The organism is Dyadobacter sp. Leaf189, from assembly GCF_001424405.1.
Lineage (GTDB): Bacteria > Bacteroidota > Bacteroidia > Cytophagales > Spirosomataceae > Dyadobacter.
Genome location: NZ_LMPS01000006.1, coordinates 555,104 through 570,605 on the forward strand (window position 1 = coordinate 555,104; position 15,502 = coordinate 570,605).

General features: G+C 46.7%; 16 protein-coding genes. 7 read left to right on the forward strand and 9 right to left on the reverse strand.

The window, feature by feature from the left end; translation table 11 throughout:
• Nucleotide 1 precedes the first annotated feature (1 nt).
• On the forward strand, nucleotides 2–757 hold the full coding sequence (locus ASG33_RS20880; protein ID WP_056290053.1) for a LytTR family DNA-binding domain-containing protein: 756 nt from the start codon (nucleotides 2–4) through the stop codon (nucleotides 755–757).
• Between the two features lie 6 nt (nucleotides 758–763).
• Here ASG33_RS20880 and ASG33_RS20885 read toward each other — a convergent pair whose 3' ends face one another.
• Genes ASG33_RS20885 through ASG33_RS20895 form a run of 3 tightly spaced genes read right to left on the reverse strand, consistent with a single transcriptional unit; the run spans nucleotide 764 to nucleotide 2,978 of the window.
• Nucleotides 764–1,147 (reverse strand): DUF3037 domain-containing protein, encoded by a 384-nt coding sequence (locus tag ASG33_RS20885; RefSeq protein WP_056290057.1) that lies wholly within the window; start codon nucleotides 1,145–1,147, stop codon nucleotides 764–766.
• Nucleotides 1,125–1,928, reverse strand: a complete 804-nt coding sequence (locus ASG33_RS20890) for a HipA family kinase (protein ID WP_056290060.1) — start codon at nucleotides 1,926–1,928, stop codon at nucleotides 1,125–1,127. The genes ASG33_RS20885 and ASG33_RS20890 overlap by 23 nt, the downstream gene beginning before the upstream one ends.
• A gap of 48 nt (nucleotides 1,929–1,976) precedes the next feature.
• Entirely contained in the window at nucleotides 1,977–2,978 is a 1,002-nt protein-coding gene (locus tag ASG33_RS20895; RefSeq protein ID WP_056290064.1) for a zinc-binding dehydrogenase, read from the reverse strand.
• 94 nt (nucleotides 2,979–3,072) lie between these two features.
• On the opposite strand from ASG33_RS20895, the gene ASG33_RS20900 reads away from it, so the two are divergent.
• Together ASG33_RS20900 and ASG33_RS20905 are read left to right on the forward strand one after the other, a co-directional pair.
• On the forward strand, nucleotides 3,073–3,426 hold the full coding sequence (locus tag ASG33_RS20900) for a hypothetical protein (RefSeq protein ID WP_056290067.1): 354 nt from the start codon (nucleotides 3,073–3,075) through the stop codon (nucleotides 3,424–3,426).
• An 8-nt stretch (nucleotides 3,427–3,434) separates the two neighbouring features.
• Nucleotides 3,435–3,899 carry a hypothetical protein gene (locus ASG33_RS20905; RefSeq protein WP_056290071.1) on the forward strand — a complete coding sequence of 155 codons (465 nt, stop codon included), beginning with the start codon at nucleotides 3,435–3,437 and terminating at the stop codon, nucleotides 3,897–3,899.
• 26 nt (nucleotides 3,900–3,925) lie between these two features.
• On the opposite strand, the gene ASG33_RS20910 is transcribed toward ASG33_RS20905, so the two are convergent.
• The 3 genes from ASG33_RS20910 to ASG33_RS20920 all read right to left on the reverse strand — a co-directional run bounded on the left by ASG33_RS20910 (nucleotide 3,926) and on the right by ASG33_RS20920 (nucleotide 7,623).
• Nucleotides 3,926–4,315, reverse strand: coding sequence for a hypothetical protein (locus ASG33_RS20910; protein WP_157474873.1), 390 nt, complete (start codon nucleotides 4,313–4,315; stop codon nucleotides 3,926–3,928).
• A 23-nt stretch (nucleotides 4,316–4,338) separates the two neighbouring features.
• Entirely contained in the window at nucleotides 4,339–4,791 is a 453-nt protein-coding gene (locus tag ASG33_RS20915) for an SRPBCC domain-containing protein (RefSeq protein ID WP_229238766.1), read from the reverse strand.
• Between the two features lie 186 nt (nucleotides 4,792–4,977).
• On the reverse strand, nucleotides 4,978–7,623 hold the full coding sequence (locus tag ASG33_RS20920) for a HEAT repeat domain-containing protein (protein ID WP_056290076.1): 2,646 nt from the start codon (nucleotides 7,621–7,623) through the stop codon (nucleotides 4,978–4,980).
• A gap of 295 nt (nucleotides 7,624–7,918) precedes the next feature.
• On the opposite strand from ASG33_RS20920, the gene ASG33_RS20925 reads away from it, so the two are divergent.
• The 3 genes from ASG33_RS20925 to ASG33_RS20935 all read left to right on the forward strand — a co-directional run bounded on the left by ASG33_RS20925 (nucleotide 7,919) and on the right by ASG33_RS20935 (nucleotide 12,146).
• Complete coding sequence (locus tag ASG33_RS20925; RefSeq protein WP_056290079.1) at nucleotides 7,919–10,369, forward strand: ABC transporter permease; 2,451 nt, start codon at nucleotides 7,919–7,921, stop codon at nucleotides 10,367–10,369.
• A 371-nt stretch (nucleotides 10,370–10,740) separates the two neighbouring features.
• Nucleotides 10,741–11,190 (forward strand): Hsp20/alpha crystallin family protein, encoded by a 450-nt coding sequence (locus ASG33_RS20930; protein WP_056290082.1) that lies wholly within the window; start codon nucleotides 10,741–10,743, stop codon nucleotides 11,188–11,190.
• Nucleotides 11,191–11,321: 131 nt separating this feature from the next.
• Nucleotides 11,322–12,146 carry a transglutaminase family protein gene (locus ASG33_RS20935; RefSeq protein ID WP_056290086.1) on the forward strand — a complete coding sequence of 275 codons (825 nt, stop codon included), beginning with the start codon at nucleotides 11,322–11,324 and terminating at the stop codon, nucleotides 12,144–12,146.
• Between the two features lie 86 nt (nucleotides 12,147–12,232).
• Here ASG33_RS20935 and ASG33_RS20940 read toward each other — a convergent pair whose 3' ends face one another.
• Nucleotides 12,233–12,814 (reverse strand): O-methyltransferase, encoded by a 582-nt coding sequence (locus ASG33_RS20940; protein WP_056290087.1) that lies wholly within the window; start codon nucleotides 12,812–12,814, stop codon nucleotides 12,233–12,235.
• Nucleotides 12,815–13,030: 216 nt separating this feature from the next.
• Between ASG33_RS20940 and ASG33_RS20945 the strand changes: the two genes are divergently transcribed.
• The gene (locus ASG33_RS20945; protein WP_056290090.1) at nucleotides 13,031–14,026 is read left to right on the forward strand and encodes a ScyD/ScyE family protein; all 996 of its coding nucleotides are present in this window, start codon (nucleotides 13,031–13,033) and stop codon (nucleotides 14,024–14,026) included.
• Between the two features lie 72 nt (nucleotides 14,027–14,098).
• Here the strand turns inward: ASG33_RS20945 and ASG33_RS20950 are convergent, their stop codons facing one another.
• Nucleotides 14,099–15,190 carry an AI-2E family transporter gene (locus ASG33_RS20950; protein WP_229238767.1) on the reverse strand — a complete coding sequence of 364 codons (1,092 nt, stop codon included), beginning with the start codon at nucleotides 15,188–15,190 and terminating at the stop codon, nucleotides 14,099–14,101.
• Nucleotides 15,191–15,274: 84 nt separating this feature from the next.
• Nucleotides 15,275–15,484, reverse strand: coding sequence for a hypothetical protein (locus tag ASG33_RS20955; protein ID WP_056290097.1), 210 nt, complete (start codon nucleotides 15,482–15,484; stop codon nucleotides 15,275–15,277).
• Nucleotides 15,485–15,502 lie beyond the last annotated feature (18 nt).

A 15,502-nucleotide genomic window follows, 5' to 3' on the forward strand; every position in this document is an offset into this window, starting at 1 on the left:
TATGATAAAAGCGCTAATAATTGACGACGAACAAAAAGCACGTAATGTACTCACGCATTATCTGATCAATTTTGTCAAAGAAAACGTAGAAATCCGCCATGCTGATTCGGTAAGAGGCGGGTTGAATGTGCTCAACGACTTCATGCCCGACATTGTGTTCCTGGATGTGGAAATGCCACATCAAAATGGATTTGACTTCCTGTTGCTTCGCAAAAACCCGAGCTACGACATTATTTTCACAACAGCATACAACCAATATGCTATTCAGGCGATTCGGTTTAGTGCATTGGATTACCTGCTGAAACCTGTTGATCCCGAAGAATTACAGGCTTCGATCGACAGGCATTTGGAAAAAGTCAAACAAAAAGCGCAGCAGAATAATCAGCAACTCTACGACAACCTCGTTCAAAACATTGAGAAAAAGGAAATCAAAGATTTCAGGTTGGCAGTGCCTTCCAGCGAAGGTGTTTTCTTTTTCACATTAGATGAAATACTGCGTCTGGAAGCGGACAAGAACTATACGTCCATTCACCTGATCGGTAAACGACCATTTCTGTCCAGTAAAACTTTGAAGCACTTTGACGAAATGTTATGTGAATTTAACTTTATACGGACACATAAATCGCATCTCGTCAACCCGAAATACATCAAGCAAGTCACGCATAATAATCAATTTGTGCTGCTTACAGACGGATCAAGGATTGAGATTTCACGACGGAAAAAAGATTCTGTCCAGCAGTATCTGAAACTTAAATAGGGCCGTTTATCCAACCTGTTGATTAAATAAATGACTCAACGCCTGCTTGGGGTCGTCACAAAAGCCTGCATGTACTTTTGAAGTTTGTAAAACGGTACTGCGGGTTGCAGTGAGCCACCGGAACCTGGAAGAAAGCGGCAAGCTGCCGATCGCCCCGCCTTCTTTCCGGCCTTCGCAAATTTGTCTGAATGCACGGAGGTACGATTGAATTTGCTCCACGTCAAGATCCGCATTAAATACATTCAGCCTGGTCAGGTTATCGTCAAAAACAACATCAAGAAATTGCCGGCCTGAACAATAAAGCACTACTCCAACATTGATAAACTCTTCGCGCTCTACCCTTGGTACAACGCGCAGAACGGCATACTCATACAGCTGCTTGTCTTGCATCGGATGCGGCTTTTACAAATATTTCTGAATGATGCAGCCTGCGAGTTAAAAACTCCGCATAGGCGCTCCGGTGCTCTTCTTCGGATTGAAAAGGTGTGTCTCTGATCAGCCACTCGCCAGGAATCATTGATACAATATCATTGATCACACCAGGATTAAGCATTTGCTTAAACTGCGCATCCACTGCTTCAAGTTCACTGGCCATTTTGAGCAACACGTGATCTTTTACCTGCAAAAATGGACGCTCCGCCTGCTCCTGCCAGTTATTCCATGAATGGTGGAAATACAAAGACGCACCATGGTCTATCAACCAGAGCTCTTTATGCCAGATGAGCATATTGGTATTGCGTACAGTCCGGTCTACATTCAGGAGAAAACAATCCAGCCACACGATCCGGGACGCAAGATTTGCATCTATCCTGCTGACCAGCGGATCAAAAGTGATTGAACCTGAGAGGTAATGCATAGCCAGATTGAGTCCGACACTTGCTTTCAGCAGATCCTGGATTTCTTCGTCGGGCTCTGTTCTGCCAAATGCTTCATCCAGTTCAGCGAATACAATTTCTGGAATTTTAAGACCGAGATACCTCGCAATTTCGCCACCAATCAGTTCGGCAATAAGCGCTTTTACTCCCTGCCCTGCACCACGAAATTTCAATACATATAAAAAATCGTCATCAGCCTCTGCAATGGCCGGCAGCGACCCACCCTCTCTCAGCGGGGTAAGATATCGGATCACATTCACTGTCCGCAACTCCGGCAAACTCGTATTCCTCTCCATAGGAACCATATTTTGAAAACGTCAATATAGAAAAATTGGCCCGTTTGACTACTGATTTGTCAAAACGATCTTTCCAAACTGCTTTCCCTGGTGCATATATTCCAGGGCGTCTTGTGCGTCTGCGAGACCTGGATATACCTTATCGACAATGGGCTTGATGTTGTGCGCGCTTGTGAATGCGAGCATGTTGCTGAAATCTTCCAAAGTTCCCATTGTTGTACCCAGAATGGACAGGTTGCGCCAGAAGATCTTGTTGGGCGCGATATTGCCGATTGCACCGCCGGTACCACCAAAAAACACAATCCTTCCACCAGCCCGGGCTGCGTCGATCAGGTTGATAAAACCCTCACCTGACGCACTGTCGACGATTACATGAAAGCCGCCGGTTGCTTCTTTTGCCTTTGAAACCCACTCTTCGTCTTTGTAATTGAAACCCCCGAGAGCCCCCAGCTTTTTCGCACGCTCCATTTTCTCCTGCGAACTGGAAGTAACCCACACCTCCGCTCCTGCTGCGATCGCGTATTGCAGTGCGAGCAACGCGGTACCTGCACCAATGCCGGTTACCAGTACCTTTTCACCTGGCTGCACCGCTGCCCTGGTAAACAATGCACGATAAGTAGTTACCCCGGCCAAAGGCAATGCGGCTGCCTCCTCGTCGGTGAGGTGTACTGGCTTGGCGTGAATGTACTTTTCATCTATGGCGATATACTCAGCGAATGTACCTGGCTCAGGGTTTCCCAGAATCTTGAAATGCTCGCCAAAAGCAGCGGGGTTGTCACCCCAGTCGTGACTTGGATTAATAATTACCTTCTGCCCCACCCAGCTCTGATCCGCATGCTCTCCTGCTTCTTCCACAACGCCAAGCCCGTCTGAACCAAGTATCAGTCCTGATTTTGGACCTGCATAGCGGCCTTTTTGTATCCACACGTCGCGGTGGTTCAAAGCAGAGAATTGCAGCCTTACCAACACCTGGTTAGCTCCTGGGGCCGGCTTTTCTACTTCTTTGATGATCAGCGGCTGGTTCGTTTCTGTTAAAAAAACTGCTTTCATGATTTGTTGTCTATAAATTGATGGTGGAATAATATTTGAAGGTTGTTAAAGTAAAATCAGGAATTATCCGTCAACATAACTAAACAAGAAAATTATGAAAGCGTTTTCATTCATTATAGCACTTGTGTTAATTACTGCTTCAAACTCGTTTTCGCAAAAATCGAGGTATACCGAGCGCACAACCGAAACGAGGACGAGTCTTAAGAAGACTAAAAAAGATTCATCAGATGTGACTGCTATCCTGAAAGACTCCTCTAATGCCGAATCCGGACCAATCTTGAAGGATGATGGCTCCGTGAGTAGCACAGGCACAATCGACGGGCGCAGCAGCACCGGTCGCCCGGATGCAGATACTACGACGAGCTATACCGTCAGAAAGAAAGTAAGAACGCTGAACCCCGGCGAAACGACCAGAACAGATTCAACCAGAAAGCGTAAAAAACCCTGATCAACTTCATGTTCCCGATTCTGCTCATTGCACATTCAATTACCCGTTGGTTTGTAGTAACTACCTTATCAATAGCAATCTACCGGGGCATTCGGGGGTGGAGGGGAGCAAAAGAGTTTACCAGGAGAGACGATTCGCTGCGACATGGCACTGCCACATTCTCGCACATTCAGATGATGATCGGGTATTTGTTGTACTTCAACAGCCCGTTCATCTCTTACTTCCGTTCCCATTTCAAAGAAGCAATACAGCATTTCGACTTTGTCTTTTTTGGAATACTGCACATTACATTGATGACGATCGCCGTCATTATAATCACCATAGGATCCTCTGCGGCTAAACGACAGCAGACCGATCTGGCCAAATTCCGGATCATGACCATTTGCTTTATCGTAGCAGCAATCATCATCTTCATCGCAATACCCTGGCCATTTTCTCCGCTCGCAACGCGGCCTTATCTGAGAATATTTTAATGCAGACAGTGAACAAAATTAACTAACTACTTGCCCTTTCTGGTCAGTTTCAGATTTTCTTTCCTGTACTCACCCCACCCCGTCCATAATTCCTGTAAGACCAGGTTTTTACCATCAAATTGTGTAACCACATAATACCAGTTACGCGGTGGACAGTTCTTGGCCCCATTGAGCGGTTGTTTATCTTTCATTAAAAATGATTTGTCATCCAGCCAATGAATAAGCAATGTATCCGGATCCTGGCAGGTTATCTCATTGCGCCAAATCACTTCTTTGTCGCTGAAAAACTCGAAACCCGCACAGCTTGCCTCATTTAAAACAAACCTGCCTTTGATTTTAGAGAAGTCGGGTGCTGCATTTCTATCGCTGCCATTAAAAGCTGCCAAAGAAAGCGCCATTAAAATAGTAAGTTTCATAGCTGAGCTCTGGTTGATCCTGGCTATTGAAAACGCCAGTCGAATGCACCTTTTCTAAGATTAACACCATGTTCAAGATACGCTTTCAGGAATGCGAGAAAGTAAGCCCAGCCTTCGGTATTCCCCCTGAGCCAATCGATTCCTTCGGGCGTATTTTCCATAAACTTTTCAGTAATCCGCACGATCGTTGTCCCTCCAAGCGGTTCCAGTGTAATCTCCACCAGCGTCTCATTTCCTTCCTCACCCCAATAAAAAGAGATAAATTGATGGTCAGTTACTTTCTCGATCATCACAGGAACATCCACGTCCGTTTCCGGGAAATGCCACGTCAGCCTGGCGCCTTCGCGGATATGTCCGCTGCTATCGGCGATAAAATAATTCACCATATGCACAGGATCAACAATTGCATCATAAACCTCCTGAGGCGTTTTGGCGATCTGTATCGCAGCCTTGCTTTCCAATTTCATGCTTTCCATTGAGATCAAAGTTTTAGTTCAAAATTCTTGTGGTAACCTGATAGTGCCTGACTGATTACAAAAGCCAGGCCAGTGTTCTCAGTTCTTTCCTGATTTGGGAAGAAATGATAGTCGTTTCAAGACACAAAAAACCCTCCATAAAGATATCTGAATGGAGGGTTGAATTATTTTATCTTAGCTATCTAACTACTTTTTCTGTTGCGACAGGAATGTAACCAACGAAGCAAATTCCTCATAAGATAGCTCGTTCGCCAGCCCGGGAGGCATCATCGAGGTTTCCATTTCCTTCCGCGACGTAATATCTGAAACTTTAAAGGTGTAAACGGCGCCGGTAATATCTCTTAGTACCAGCTTTTCAGCGGATTCCTCAGAAACAAATCCCATAAAGCTCTTCTCATCCTTGGTCGTAATCAGTACCGATGCAAATCCCTGAGAGATCGACGCATTGGGTTTCAATATCGATTCTGCAATCTGTTCGCGGTTCATGATCGAGCCGATCTGCCCCATATAAGGTCCTTTCAATGGCCCGTTGCGGTTGATGCTATGGCAAGCCACGCAACCTTGCTTGGTAAACAAAGTTTTTCCAAGCGCCGGGTCACCCTCGATCTTTGCAATAGCCAGCATTACATCTTCAATGGAGTTTTCTCCAACCTGTCCTTTTTTATTCTGGATTTTGGTCAAATCGATCTTCAACTCTTGCTTTTCGACCACAATATCCTCTCCGCCGAATTCGTCAATTCCCATTCGCTGGCGACCATTCAAGTCAGCAAAAAATTTCTTTCCATTCTCATCTGCCTTGCTCCATTGCTGCATCAGAAAACGTTTGATCTCATCCGATGAAGCCCAGGTTACAGCCTTGTAGTACGGACCGTGTGTATCGGGCCGGGTACTCCACCACCAGGATCCGTCGTAAGGCGCCTCTTCTTTATAAAGCCTGCCCAGTGTTGTCAGGATTTGCTTTTTCAGCGCTTCATCTTTGGCCTTATCGTAAGCTGCTATCAGTCCGGAAACCGCCTTGGGGTCGTGCATATAACGCAGCGCCCAAAGTGCAAGTGTTGTATTTTCGCTACCAATCGCCTGTACGCAAGCATCTACCGCATTGATGGCAACCAGCGCGCGAACCGCTAAATGCGGGGGAACAATGGCGGAGTTAGGTGTCGCGTGCGGACCTTCGGTTCCTTTTGCAGGTGACACAAAAGACGATGGTACCTTCACCGACAGCAATGCAGAAGCCGCCTCTGGGCGCCCCAACCTGCCTAATCCGATGGTTGCAGCTGCCTGCACGCGCGGCGAGCTGTCTTTCATTCCTTTTATGAACGGTTCAACAGGTACTCTCTCAATAGCTGGCTTTCTGTCAGCCAAAGCACGCAGTGCAAATTCGCGTACTGCATTGTCGTCGGTAAGTTTCACCAAACTACCAACTGCGTCCTTCCCAGCCGCCTGTGCATAAGTATAGATTCCCGCTACCCGAACGTAAAGTGGAAGCGACTTGTCTTCCGCGATTTTCAACGAAACTTTCGCCGCATCTTTTGGGAAGCGTGCCAGCAGCTCCTGCTGACCAGCCAGCCGCTGCACAGCGCTTTCTGATTTCAACAGTGCTTCAAGTTCTTTGACATTCGACTTCTTGACATCCTTGAATGCTTTGTACTTCCAACCCTTCGGAACAGCCCGGACAACAAACCCTTTGCTTGGGTTACCAGAATATCCCGCGCCATCCCAGGCAGCCAGGTAAACGCGCCCCGAAGCGTCAATGTCAAGGTCTGTTACTTGTGCCAGCTTGATAAACTCTTCCTCCTTTTGGGTAAACGTAGCTCCGTCAGGCTGCACACGATGTACATATATCTGGCTGCGGCCCCAGTCGGCCATCATAGGGACGCGGTTGTACTTCGCAGGCCAGTTCGGATCATCCATAAACAAAGAACCTGTTCCGGAACCGCCGCCCAGATCGATCAATGCAGGAATGATTTCTTCGGTGAAGTTTTTAAACAAAACGGGATAACCGTACTCTCCTGACTGGATCTGGTTACTGAAACGAATGTTCCAGCCGCCGCCATCATTGGTGTTATCACGTGTGAAAATGTTCATGTAAGGATCAATCGCCACATCGTAGATATTGCGCATACCATGCGTATAAACCTCCATTTCAGTTCCATCCGGACGAACGCGCACGATTCCCCCTCCAAGCTGTGTCAGCTTTTTACCGGAACGGTCCACTGCCTCATGAAATCCGAAATCGCCCACCGCGATATAGATCCAGCCATCGACCCCCATTCTTATTCCATTGGTAGCATGGTCGGTTCCGCGGCTTTGCAGGAATTTCGGATTACTGATTCCCTGTATCAAAGTAGTGGAAGGTCCGTCAGCCAGTCCGTCGTGATTTTTATCTTCAAATACAACCAGCGCCATACCCGACGCTTTACCATCTGCAAACGTGGTATGCAGTACAAAAAGCTGATCGCCCATTGAAATGATCCCACGCGGATCGTCCACTTTCGCGAAGGTCGTGTGCTTATCCACTTTGCCGTCATTATCAGCATCCACCAGCCGCACGATACTACCTTTTCCGGGATCTTTTCCCAATGATCCGATCATATCAACGCCCACATACACTTCACCCGTGGCCGCTACTGCGAGACAGGCAGGACTTGGTGTCAGTTGCGGACCGGCAAATGGTGTGACATCAAGTTCTTCAGGCCAGGTGGTGGCATTGGGAAGTGTGTCGGCTTTTACCAGCATTTTCCTTGTTTCAGGATTTTCAGTGCGCCCGGTATTCCAGTCATTCCAGCAAAGCAGCAGGAATGCAGAAAACAGGCTGAATGTAATTTTTAACATAAACGATTGAAATGCAGTCAGCTCGGCGAAAGCCGGCCAGGTGATTAAAGGTATTTGTTGAATTTAAAATTGAAAATAAGTTATAACTACTCTAAAATGATGTTCGCCCGGAAAATATTTTGTCCGCATCCGAACAACGTGCATTGACTAAATCAGCCTTTCAGCCACGCATGAACGGTTTGCAGTAGCTGGCATTTATTTGTTAGGGAAGGGCTTTTAGCTGTTAGCGATTGGCTATTAGCCTTAGCTGTTAATTGTTAGCAGTGGATAATTCTTTTTCTATAACTCCATCATTATGGTTAGCAACTACATCAAAATTGCGCTTCGGAACATGTGGAAGAACAAAGCTTTCACATTCGTCAACCTGACTGGCCTCGTTGTGGGCATTACGGCTTGTCTGCTTATCCTTCAGTATGTCAGTTTTGAGCTGAGTTTTGATCAGTTTCACAGTGATTCAGACCGGATTTACCGGGTTGCCAATGACCGCTTTCAGCAAGGTAAGCTGATACAGCACGGCACGATAACCTACCCCGCAGTCGCTCCTGCTTTGGCGAAAGATTATAACGAGGTGGAAAGTTATACGACCATTTCCAATCCGGGTACATTCAAGCTGCGGAAAGACCAGAAGATCTATGAGGAAAAAGGCCTTTATGCAGATGCCGGGTTCCTGACATTTTTTACATTTCCCCTTGTCGCCGGCGACCCCGAAACAGCTTTGAAAGCGCCGAATTCCATTGTACTCTCCGAGAGCAATGCGAAGAGAATCTTCAATGCAGGTCCGTCACAATATCCTGCACTGATCGGCAAAACGTTACTGATCGATTTGGATACCGCGCCTTACCAGATTACGGGGATCATGAAGGATATTCCGGCTAACTCACACCTGAAATTTTCTGTGTTAATGTCCTATCAAACATTGGCGCGCAGCTGGGGAGACTGGGTTAATACCAGCTGGGAAAGCTCGGATATGTGGCACTATATCAAGTTGCGGGAGGGCGCAGAAGCGGCCGCACTGGAAAATAAGCTACCTGCATTCAGTGACCGTTACTTCAAAGGAGATAAGGTTTCAGGCAGTGTCGAGAAATTTCATTTGCAGCCTCTTAACAAGGCACACCTTTATTCTGATTATGAATATGAAATCGGGCAGGTGAATAACGGAAAGGCTGTCTGGACTATGCTGATCATCGCTGCATTTATACTCCTGATTGCCTGGATCAACTACATTAACCTGTCCACCGCCCGCTCTCTGGAACGGGCCCGCGAAGTGGGTGTGCGCAAGGTAGCCGGGGCGACCTCGGGACAACTTACTTTACAGTTTCTGTCTGAATCGGTGCTACTTAATGCATTTGCATTCGTACTCGCCATTGTGCTTGCATTACTTTTCCAGCCATACCTCAACCAGCTTATCGAGAAGCCGCTGTCGTTTGATTTGCTCACGGGGCAGGGATTCGGAGGTTCGGCAATGGCGTGGATACTTGCGCTGGTATTTGTATCCGGCACATTATTATCCGGTTTTTATCCCGCATTTGCCTTATCGGGTTTCAGGGCGATCAGTGTTTTGAAAGGCAGTTTCAAACGTTCTGCGAACGGGATCTGGGTACGGCAATCGCTTGTTGTGTTCCAGTATACCGCCTCAATGGTGCTGATCGTGGGCACATTCATTGTATTCAAACAACTCGAATTTATGCGGAAAGAAAACCTTGGGTTCAATATGGAGCAAGTGCTGGTAGTACGCGGCCCCGAGCTGACCCGCTGGGATTCTACTTCCATCGACCGGATTAACAGCTTCAAGACAGAGCTTCGGCGCTACCCGCAGGTTCAGGCAGCGAGCTCTTCGGCAAATGTATTCGGAAACAGGCTGAGCAGGAGCTTCAACATCATGCGCGTGGGCGCCACCGAAGGTAAAGGTGTTACATTCAGCAGGATGCCCGTTGACGCAGATTTCTTTGAAACTTACCGTATCAAAATGCTGGCTGGCAGAAATTTCCTTCCGACCGACTCCAACCAGGACTCTCAGAAAGTCAAGAATGCAATACTTAACCTTTCCGCTGCCAAGTTGCTCGGCTTTAACAATGCAGAAGAAGCGACCGGCCAGAAATTTTCTTTAAATGGGAAAGAATGGGAGATTGTTGGCGTAGTCAGCGACTTCCATCAGCAATCCTTGAAACATGCTATCGAGCCAATCGTATTCGCACCCTTTTACACTTTAAGCGGCTTCTTTTCTGTCAAAATGGCAAGTTCGGACGTAGAGAAAACAGTCAACCTGGTGAGGCAGAAGTACCAGGACTTCTTTCCGGGGAACCGTTTTGACTACTTTTTTATGGATCAAAAATTCAATGAGCAATACAAAGACGACCGGATTTTCGGCCAGGTTTCCAGCTTCTTCTCGCTTCTGGCAGTACTGATCGCCTCACTGGGCATTTTCGGCTTGTCTTCCTATACCATTGCACAACGTACCAAAGAAATCGGCGTACGAAAAGTGCTGGGCGCAACGGTCGGCAGTATCGTCGCTTTACTCTCACAGGATTTCATAAAGCTGGTCATCATCGCCATCGCAATCGGCTCGCCGATCGCGTGGTATGGCGTAAGTCACTGGCTGGATGATTTTGCCTATAAAATCGAAATCTCGTGGTGGATGTTTGCCGTAGCCGGAATAGCCGCAATCATCATCGCATTCGCAACAGTAAGTTCACAAGCCATCAAAGCAGCACTCATGAACCCGGCGAAGGTGTTGAAGGGGGAATGAGAAGGAGAAGGGGGAATGAGTGAATGAGTGAATGAGTGAATGCGAGTTGGAGTTTATGAGTTTAGAGTTTATGAGTTTATGAGTTTATGAGTTTATGAGTAGATAATTCATTACCAGTCAAATTCATTCATTCATTCATTCACAAATTCACTCATTCACTCATTCACAAATTCACTCATTCACTCATTCACTCATTCACTCATAAACTCATTCACTCATAAACTCCCCTGAAAAAATGTCTGGTTCGGGAATGTCAATTTTTCAGATTTCATAGGCTGGCACAGGGTTTTCTTTATAGGGGATTCAATGTAAAATACTTCATTTTACTTTTTAGATAATTTATTATTTAACACTTAAAAACGAGGTAAATTATGTCACTGATCAGAAAGAACCGGGATACGTTCCCAGTGTTTCCAAGCTTCTTTGATGACTTTTTAAGTCGCGATCTTTTCAATTGGAACCAATCCAATTATTCGTCGACAAGTACCACGATTCCTGCGGTGAATATCCGCGAAACCGATGACAACTTTGAAGTTGAAATGGCGTCGCCGGGAATGGACAAGAAAGACTTCAACATTCGCCTCGACGGCAATACACTTACGATTTCCTCGGTGAAGGAACAAAACCAGGAGGATAACAAAGACAATTATTCGCGCAGGGAGTTCAGCTACCAGTCTTTCCAGAGAACATTCGTTCTTCCCAAAGATGTGGTCGACGAAGACAGGATCAGCGCACAATATGAAAATGGCCTTTTAAAGCTCTGGATTCCGAAACGGGAAGAAGCCAAGCAAAAAGGACCAAGATTAATAGAAATCCAGTAATGTAAAAAGGGGCCAGCCGGCCCCTTTTTACATTACTGACTGCGTGCGATCTCCTACCCCATTTTCCCAATTCACTGAATGGCACAGGATTTATGATTGTAGCAGATATACTTATTCAATAATCGGATCTTATGAAAATGAAGGGTAAGAGCGTCATCGCCTACGATGTATACGCGCCCACCAACGTAACAACCATGTTGCGCCCAAGAAGACAGGAAGGCCAGTCGGTCATTCAGGAAGGTTTTGAAATCATCCCTTCCGTGCCTTTCTCAGAATACACTGATGTTTACGGAAATCCCTGCCAGCGCTTTGTGCTGCCGGTAGGACAGGTTACTATTTCTACCGAAGTGCAGGCGCAGGTGAATGTCACAAAGCCGATTCCAAATCCGGTGCCCGCTTATATGATGATCGGCGACCTGCCCGACGAGGTGATGCATTACATTCTGCCGAGCCGCTATTGTGAGTCCGACTTGCCCGAGATCAGCAAGCTGGCAATGGAAATCGCAGGCAACTTTGTGCCTGGGTATGATCAGGTAGAAGAAATCCGGAAGTGGATCCACAATAATGTCAATTACCAATATGGCGTGACCAATTCTACTACAACGGCGCTGGACCTGGCACGTAACAGGATTGGGGTCTGCCGTGATTTCACCCATTTGGCACTGGCGCTTTGCAGGAGTCTCAGCATTCCTGCGCGTATGACAGTCGGATACCTTGACAAATTACAGGAGATGGACCTGCATGCATGGTTTGAAGTGTATATTGGTGGCGATTGGTACGCATTCGATGCGGTACAGGAAAAAACCGAAGGATACCGGATCGAAATTGCACATGGCAGAGACGCAGCCGACGTAGCAATGGTCACACAATATGGTAATGCAACATTGAAATCGCTTCACGTAGAAGTACAGCTTCTTGAACCCGAGCCAGGTCAACAGCAGGCACAGCAACAGTAAGGCTCTGTTTTTAAAAATGATATCAATAAAAAAATGCTTGCCGGATTTCAGCAAGCATTTTTTATAAAACATCAGCAAGCTGCACATTATCTCACCTTTACTCCCACAATAATCCCCGTGGCCCAAACCTGCTTCGTAAGCACAATGTCATTTCTGCTATCGAGGTAACTGACAAGATTACGCGCCTTTACATCGTGACCCTCCGGCCAGTTGGGTTGTGGCAGCATATCATCTATGATGTAAAATCCGCCGGGATTAAGCATATCCAACACCTCGTCGAGGAGCAGGTACTTACCATGCCAGGTATCGGCGAAGATGAAGTCGTACTTTTCTTCCTGATGCGCTTCGATCCACTCTGCTCCGTCGGTCAGTACCAGCGACAAGCGCAAATCATCTCCCAGGAAGTGCGAGGCTATTTTCAGGAATTTATCCTCGTTGTCAATTGAAACCAGACTGGAGTCGGCATCCATTCCGTCAAGTATCCAGCAGGTCGACAAACCTGTTCCCGTTCCCAGTTCCAGGAATTTACCGCCCGGTTTGGAAGCAGCGAGTGTTTTTAACAATGAACAGGTATGTATGTCCGAAGCCATACTGAAACCAGATTCTTTTGTCTGCTCATCAATGGCGACATAAGTCTTAGGAATAGGTTGGATAATTTCTTCCGTCATGTAAAAACCAAGGTTAGTAGTTATAGGCGTGAAAATAGCGCACACGCCGTCAGAATCAAATAGTTGCTTTAATCAACCTTACTATTGTGACCGCTAAATAAGAAAGTCACTCAATAATGTTACCAGTCAAACCAGCGGGATTCAAATTCTTTACTTTTGGCGTGGCATTCGCCGCATTCACAAAACCATTCAACGTTCCACCTACAATCATTTCTTATGAAAAGACAATTCCTGCCTTCAATTCTTGCTTCACTGCTCCTTTTCGCCGCTGTAATCGCATGTACAGACCACGTTGTACCAATTCCGGAGCCTACCCAGCTTACTGCTACCAACCTGTTTTCAGGATTGCGCGCACCGATCGGAATGGACAAGGATAACAAAGGCAACCTCTGGGTGTCAGAAATCGGTACCGGTAATAATGACGGTGCAGTTGTGATGATCACACCAAATGGTACCAAAACTACATTCGCTAGCGGATTTACCTCTGTAATGGGACCAGAAGGCGGCGCAGAAGGTATCAGCCACGTGATGTTCCACGACAGCAAGCTGTATATCCTGCACGGTATCGAAGGAAAACTGTACATCGCAGATGTATCCAACTTCAAAGCAGGAGATGCTCAGAAATCAATGTCTGACCTGATTGTTCACGAATACGGCACTCAGGTACGTTCATTGGGGTTAACAACTCCTTTAAACTCCAACCTGTACTCTATGACTGTGGGACCTGACGGCAACATTTATATGGCTGACGCGGGGGCTAATGCAATTTTCAAAAGAGACAACAGTACCGGAGCGATCTCCCTGTTTGCAGTACTTCCTAAAGTAGGCACCGGCCCGATCGTAGATGCAGTACCAACCGGAATCGTTTTCGACGGAAGTAAATTCCTGATCAGCACGCTGTCAGGCGGACCATTTGTTCCGGGCAGCGCGAAAATCTTCGCTGTGGATATGAGCGGAAATGTGAGCATTTACAAAGATGGCTTTACCACATTGACCCACATTACACTGACAGCCAACAACAAACCACTTGTTGTGAAACTGGCAGACTTTGGAGCAACAGGCTTCGCTCCATTCACAGGAGCAGTACTGAACGAAGACGGAACTGTATTGCTTGGCGGACTAATGATGCCGACAGACATCAAACGCACGGGCGATCGTGAGTTTTATGTGATCAGCATGCCGCTTGGTACCATTCAAAAACTGACTTACTAAGCATCAGCAAACAGAAAAATCGCCGCTCCTCACAGAGCGGCGATTTTTTTTGTGCCTATCAGATTTTACAAGCTAACCTACCTCTTTCGGGTCGACCACCTGCCTGGGCGCATCCTCGGGCATTTTGTCACCGAGCAGCTTACCCCAGGGTTTCAGTTCATCAATCCGGTCGAAGATGATTTTAAGTACAGCTACAAACGGAATGGACAGGAACATTCCACTTACCCCCCATAATGTACCTCCGAGCAAAACAATGAGGATCGATATCAATGCATTAACCGACACTTTTGACGAAACAATGCGGGGTACGATAATATTGTTGTCAGCGAACTGAATCAGCATATACGCGCCCACAATCAGGAGCGGCGTGGTGATACCATCTTTGGTGATAAATGAAATCAGTACCGGGAGTATGATCGCGATCAAGCCGCCTATATACGGGATCAGGTTCAGGATCGCGCCGATCACGCCCAGCAGCAAACCGTACTTGACACCCAGGATCAGCAGCGCAGCCGAATTCAATGCGGCGATAATGGACGTTTCGATCATCAGGCCCACAATGTAGCTTTGCACCGCGCCTTTCGTTTCCTGCAAGATCTCGGCTACCTGCGCTGAATTGTTCTCGTCAAAAACCTCAAATATAAAGTTGAGGATCAGAGGTTTGTAGTAGAGAAGCAGAAAAACGTACAACGGAATAAGTACGAAAAAGCTCACGATACCGAACACTGTATTCAAGGTTTTTCCCACATAAGTCTTACCGCTGTTCATCGCCTCATTCAATGCATCGTTGACCATACTGGTCTGTTTTTCATTCGAAACATTAAACTTCACAGCCAGCCAGGATTGCAGATCGTGAATGAGCGATACTGCTTTTGTTTTAAGCTGAGGAAGCATTTCGCCGAACTGCGCGATTTGCGAAGACAGGAAAAATGCAATTCCGGCAACAACAAGAATGGCCAGCAGAATCGTGAGTACGATCGACAGTATCTTGTTGATGTTCCACTTCTGCAACCTGTTGTAAATGGGGTTGAGCAGAATGGCGATCAGTCCGGCAAATGCAAAAGGCACGATGATTTCCTGCAAAAGATGCATGAAGTAGAAAAACAGGTAAAGTCCGATAAAGACCATCGGAGCCTGTATGTAGAACGGATACCTTTGTTCCAAGGCGAAATTTTGAGGCTGAGATGGTTCAGTACCGTCAGACTTTTTGGAGAAAAATCCCATAGAATGGTGTTCAATTAAAGTTGGTTAGCTGCGGGCTTCGTAGTCTGCTACATCCTGGTCGGACAGTTCCACAATGGAAATTACCTCACCTTTATCCTGCTCCGGCCCTCCCCTGTTCACAACGTTGGTGATATACGACTGGCTTGGAAAAGTATCATTCTGAATAATGTGCCGCTCGAAAGTCAAAATGTTCTCTTTGGACGTGGAAGCGATTGTAATCATGAAGTTGCGCATGGTTTTCAAATTTGGTGG

What these genes read in the sequence shown, in the direction of transcription:
- ASG33_RS20955 (WP_056290097.1), bottom strand. Translation starts at nt 15,484, where the DNA reads ATGCGCAACTTCATGATTACAATCGCTTCCACGTCCAAAGAGAACATT.
- ASG33_RS20890 (WP_056290060.1), bottom strand. Translation starts at nt 1,928, where the DNA reads ATGGAGAGGAATACGAGTTTGCCGGAGTTGCGGACAGTGAATGTGATC.
- ASG33_RS20925 (WP_056290079.1), top strand. Translation starts at nt 7,919, where the DNA reads ATGGTTAGCAACTACATCAAAATTGCGCTTCGGAACATGTGGAAGAAC.
- ASG33_RS20915 (WP_229238766.1), bottom strand. Translation starts at nt 4,791, where the DNA reads ATGGAAAGCATGAAATTGGAAAGCAAGGCTGCGATACAGATCGCCAAA.
- ASG33_RS20900 (WP_056290067.1), top strand. Translation starts at nt 3,073, where the DNA reads ATGAAAGCGTTTTCATTCATTATAGCACTTGTGTTAATTACTGCTTCA.
- ASG33_RS20905 (WP_056290071.1), top strand. Translation starts at nt 3,435, where the DNA reads ATGTTCCCGATTCTGCTCATTGCACATTCAATTACCCGTTGGTTTGTA.
- ASG33_RS20880 (WP_056290053.1), top strand. Translation starts at nt 2, where the DNA reads ATGATAAAAGCGCTAATAATTGACGACGAACAAAAAGCACGTAATGTA.
- ASG33_RS20920 (WP_056290076.1), bottom strand. Translation starts at nt 7,623, where the DNA reads ATGTTAAAAATTACATTCAGCCTGTTTTCTGCATTCCTGCTGCTTTGC.
- ASG33_RS20930 (WP_056290082.1), top strand. Translation starts at nt 10,741, where the DNA reads ATGTCACTGATCAGAAAGAACCGGGATACGTTCCCAGTGTTTCCAAGC.
- ASG33_RS20910 (WP_157474873.1), bottom strand. Translation starts at nt 4,315, where the DNA reads ATGAAACTTACTATTTTAATGGCGCTTTCTTTGGCAGCTTTTAATGGC.
- ASG33_RS20895 (WP_056290064.1), bottom strand. Translation starts at nt 2,978, where the DNA reads ATGAAAGCAGTTTTTTTAACAGAAACGAACCAGCCGCTGATCATCAAA.
- ASG33_RS20935 (WP_056290086.1), top strand. Translation starts at nt 11,322, where the DNA reads ATGAAAATGAAGGGTAAGAGCGTCATCGCCTACGATGTATACGCGCCC.
- ASG33_RS20885 (WP_056290057.1), bottom strand. Translation starts at nt 1,147, where the DNA reads ATGCAAGACAAGCAGCTGTATGAGTATGCCGTTCTGCGCGTTGTACCA.
- ASG33_RS20940 (WP_056290087.1), bottom strand. Translation starts at nt 12,814, where the DNA reads ATGACGGAAGAAATTATCCAACCTATTCCTAAGACTTATGTCGCCATT.
- ASG33_RS20945 (WP_056290090.1), top strand. Translation starts at nt 13,031, where the DNA reads ATGAAAAGACAATTCCTGCCTTCAATTCTTGCTTCACTGCTCCTTTTC.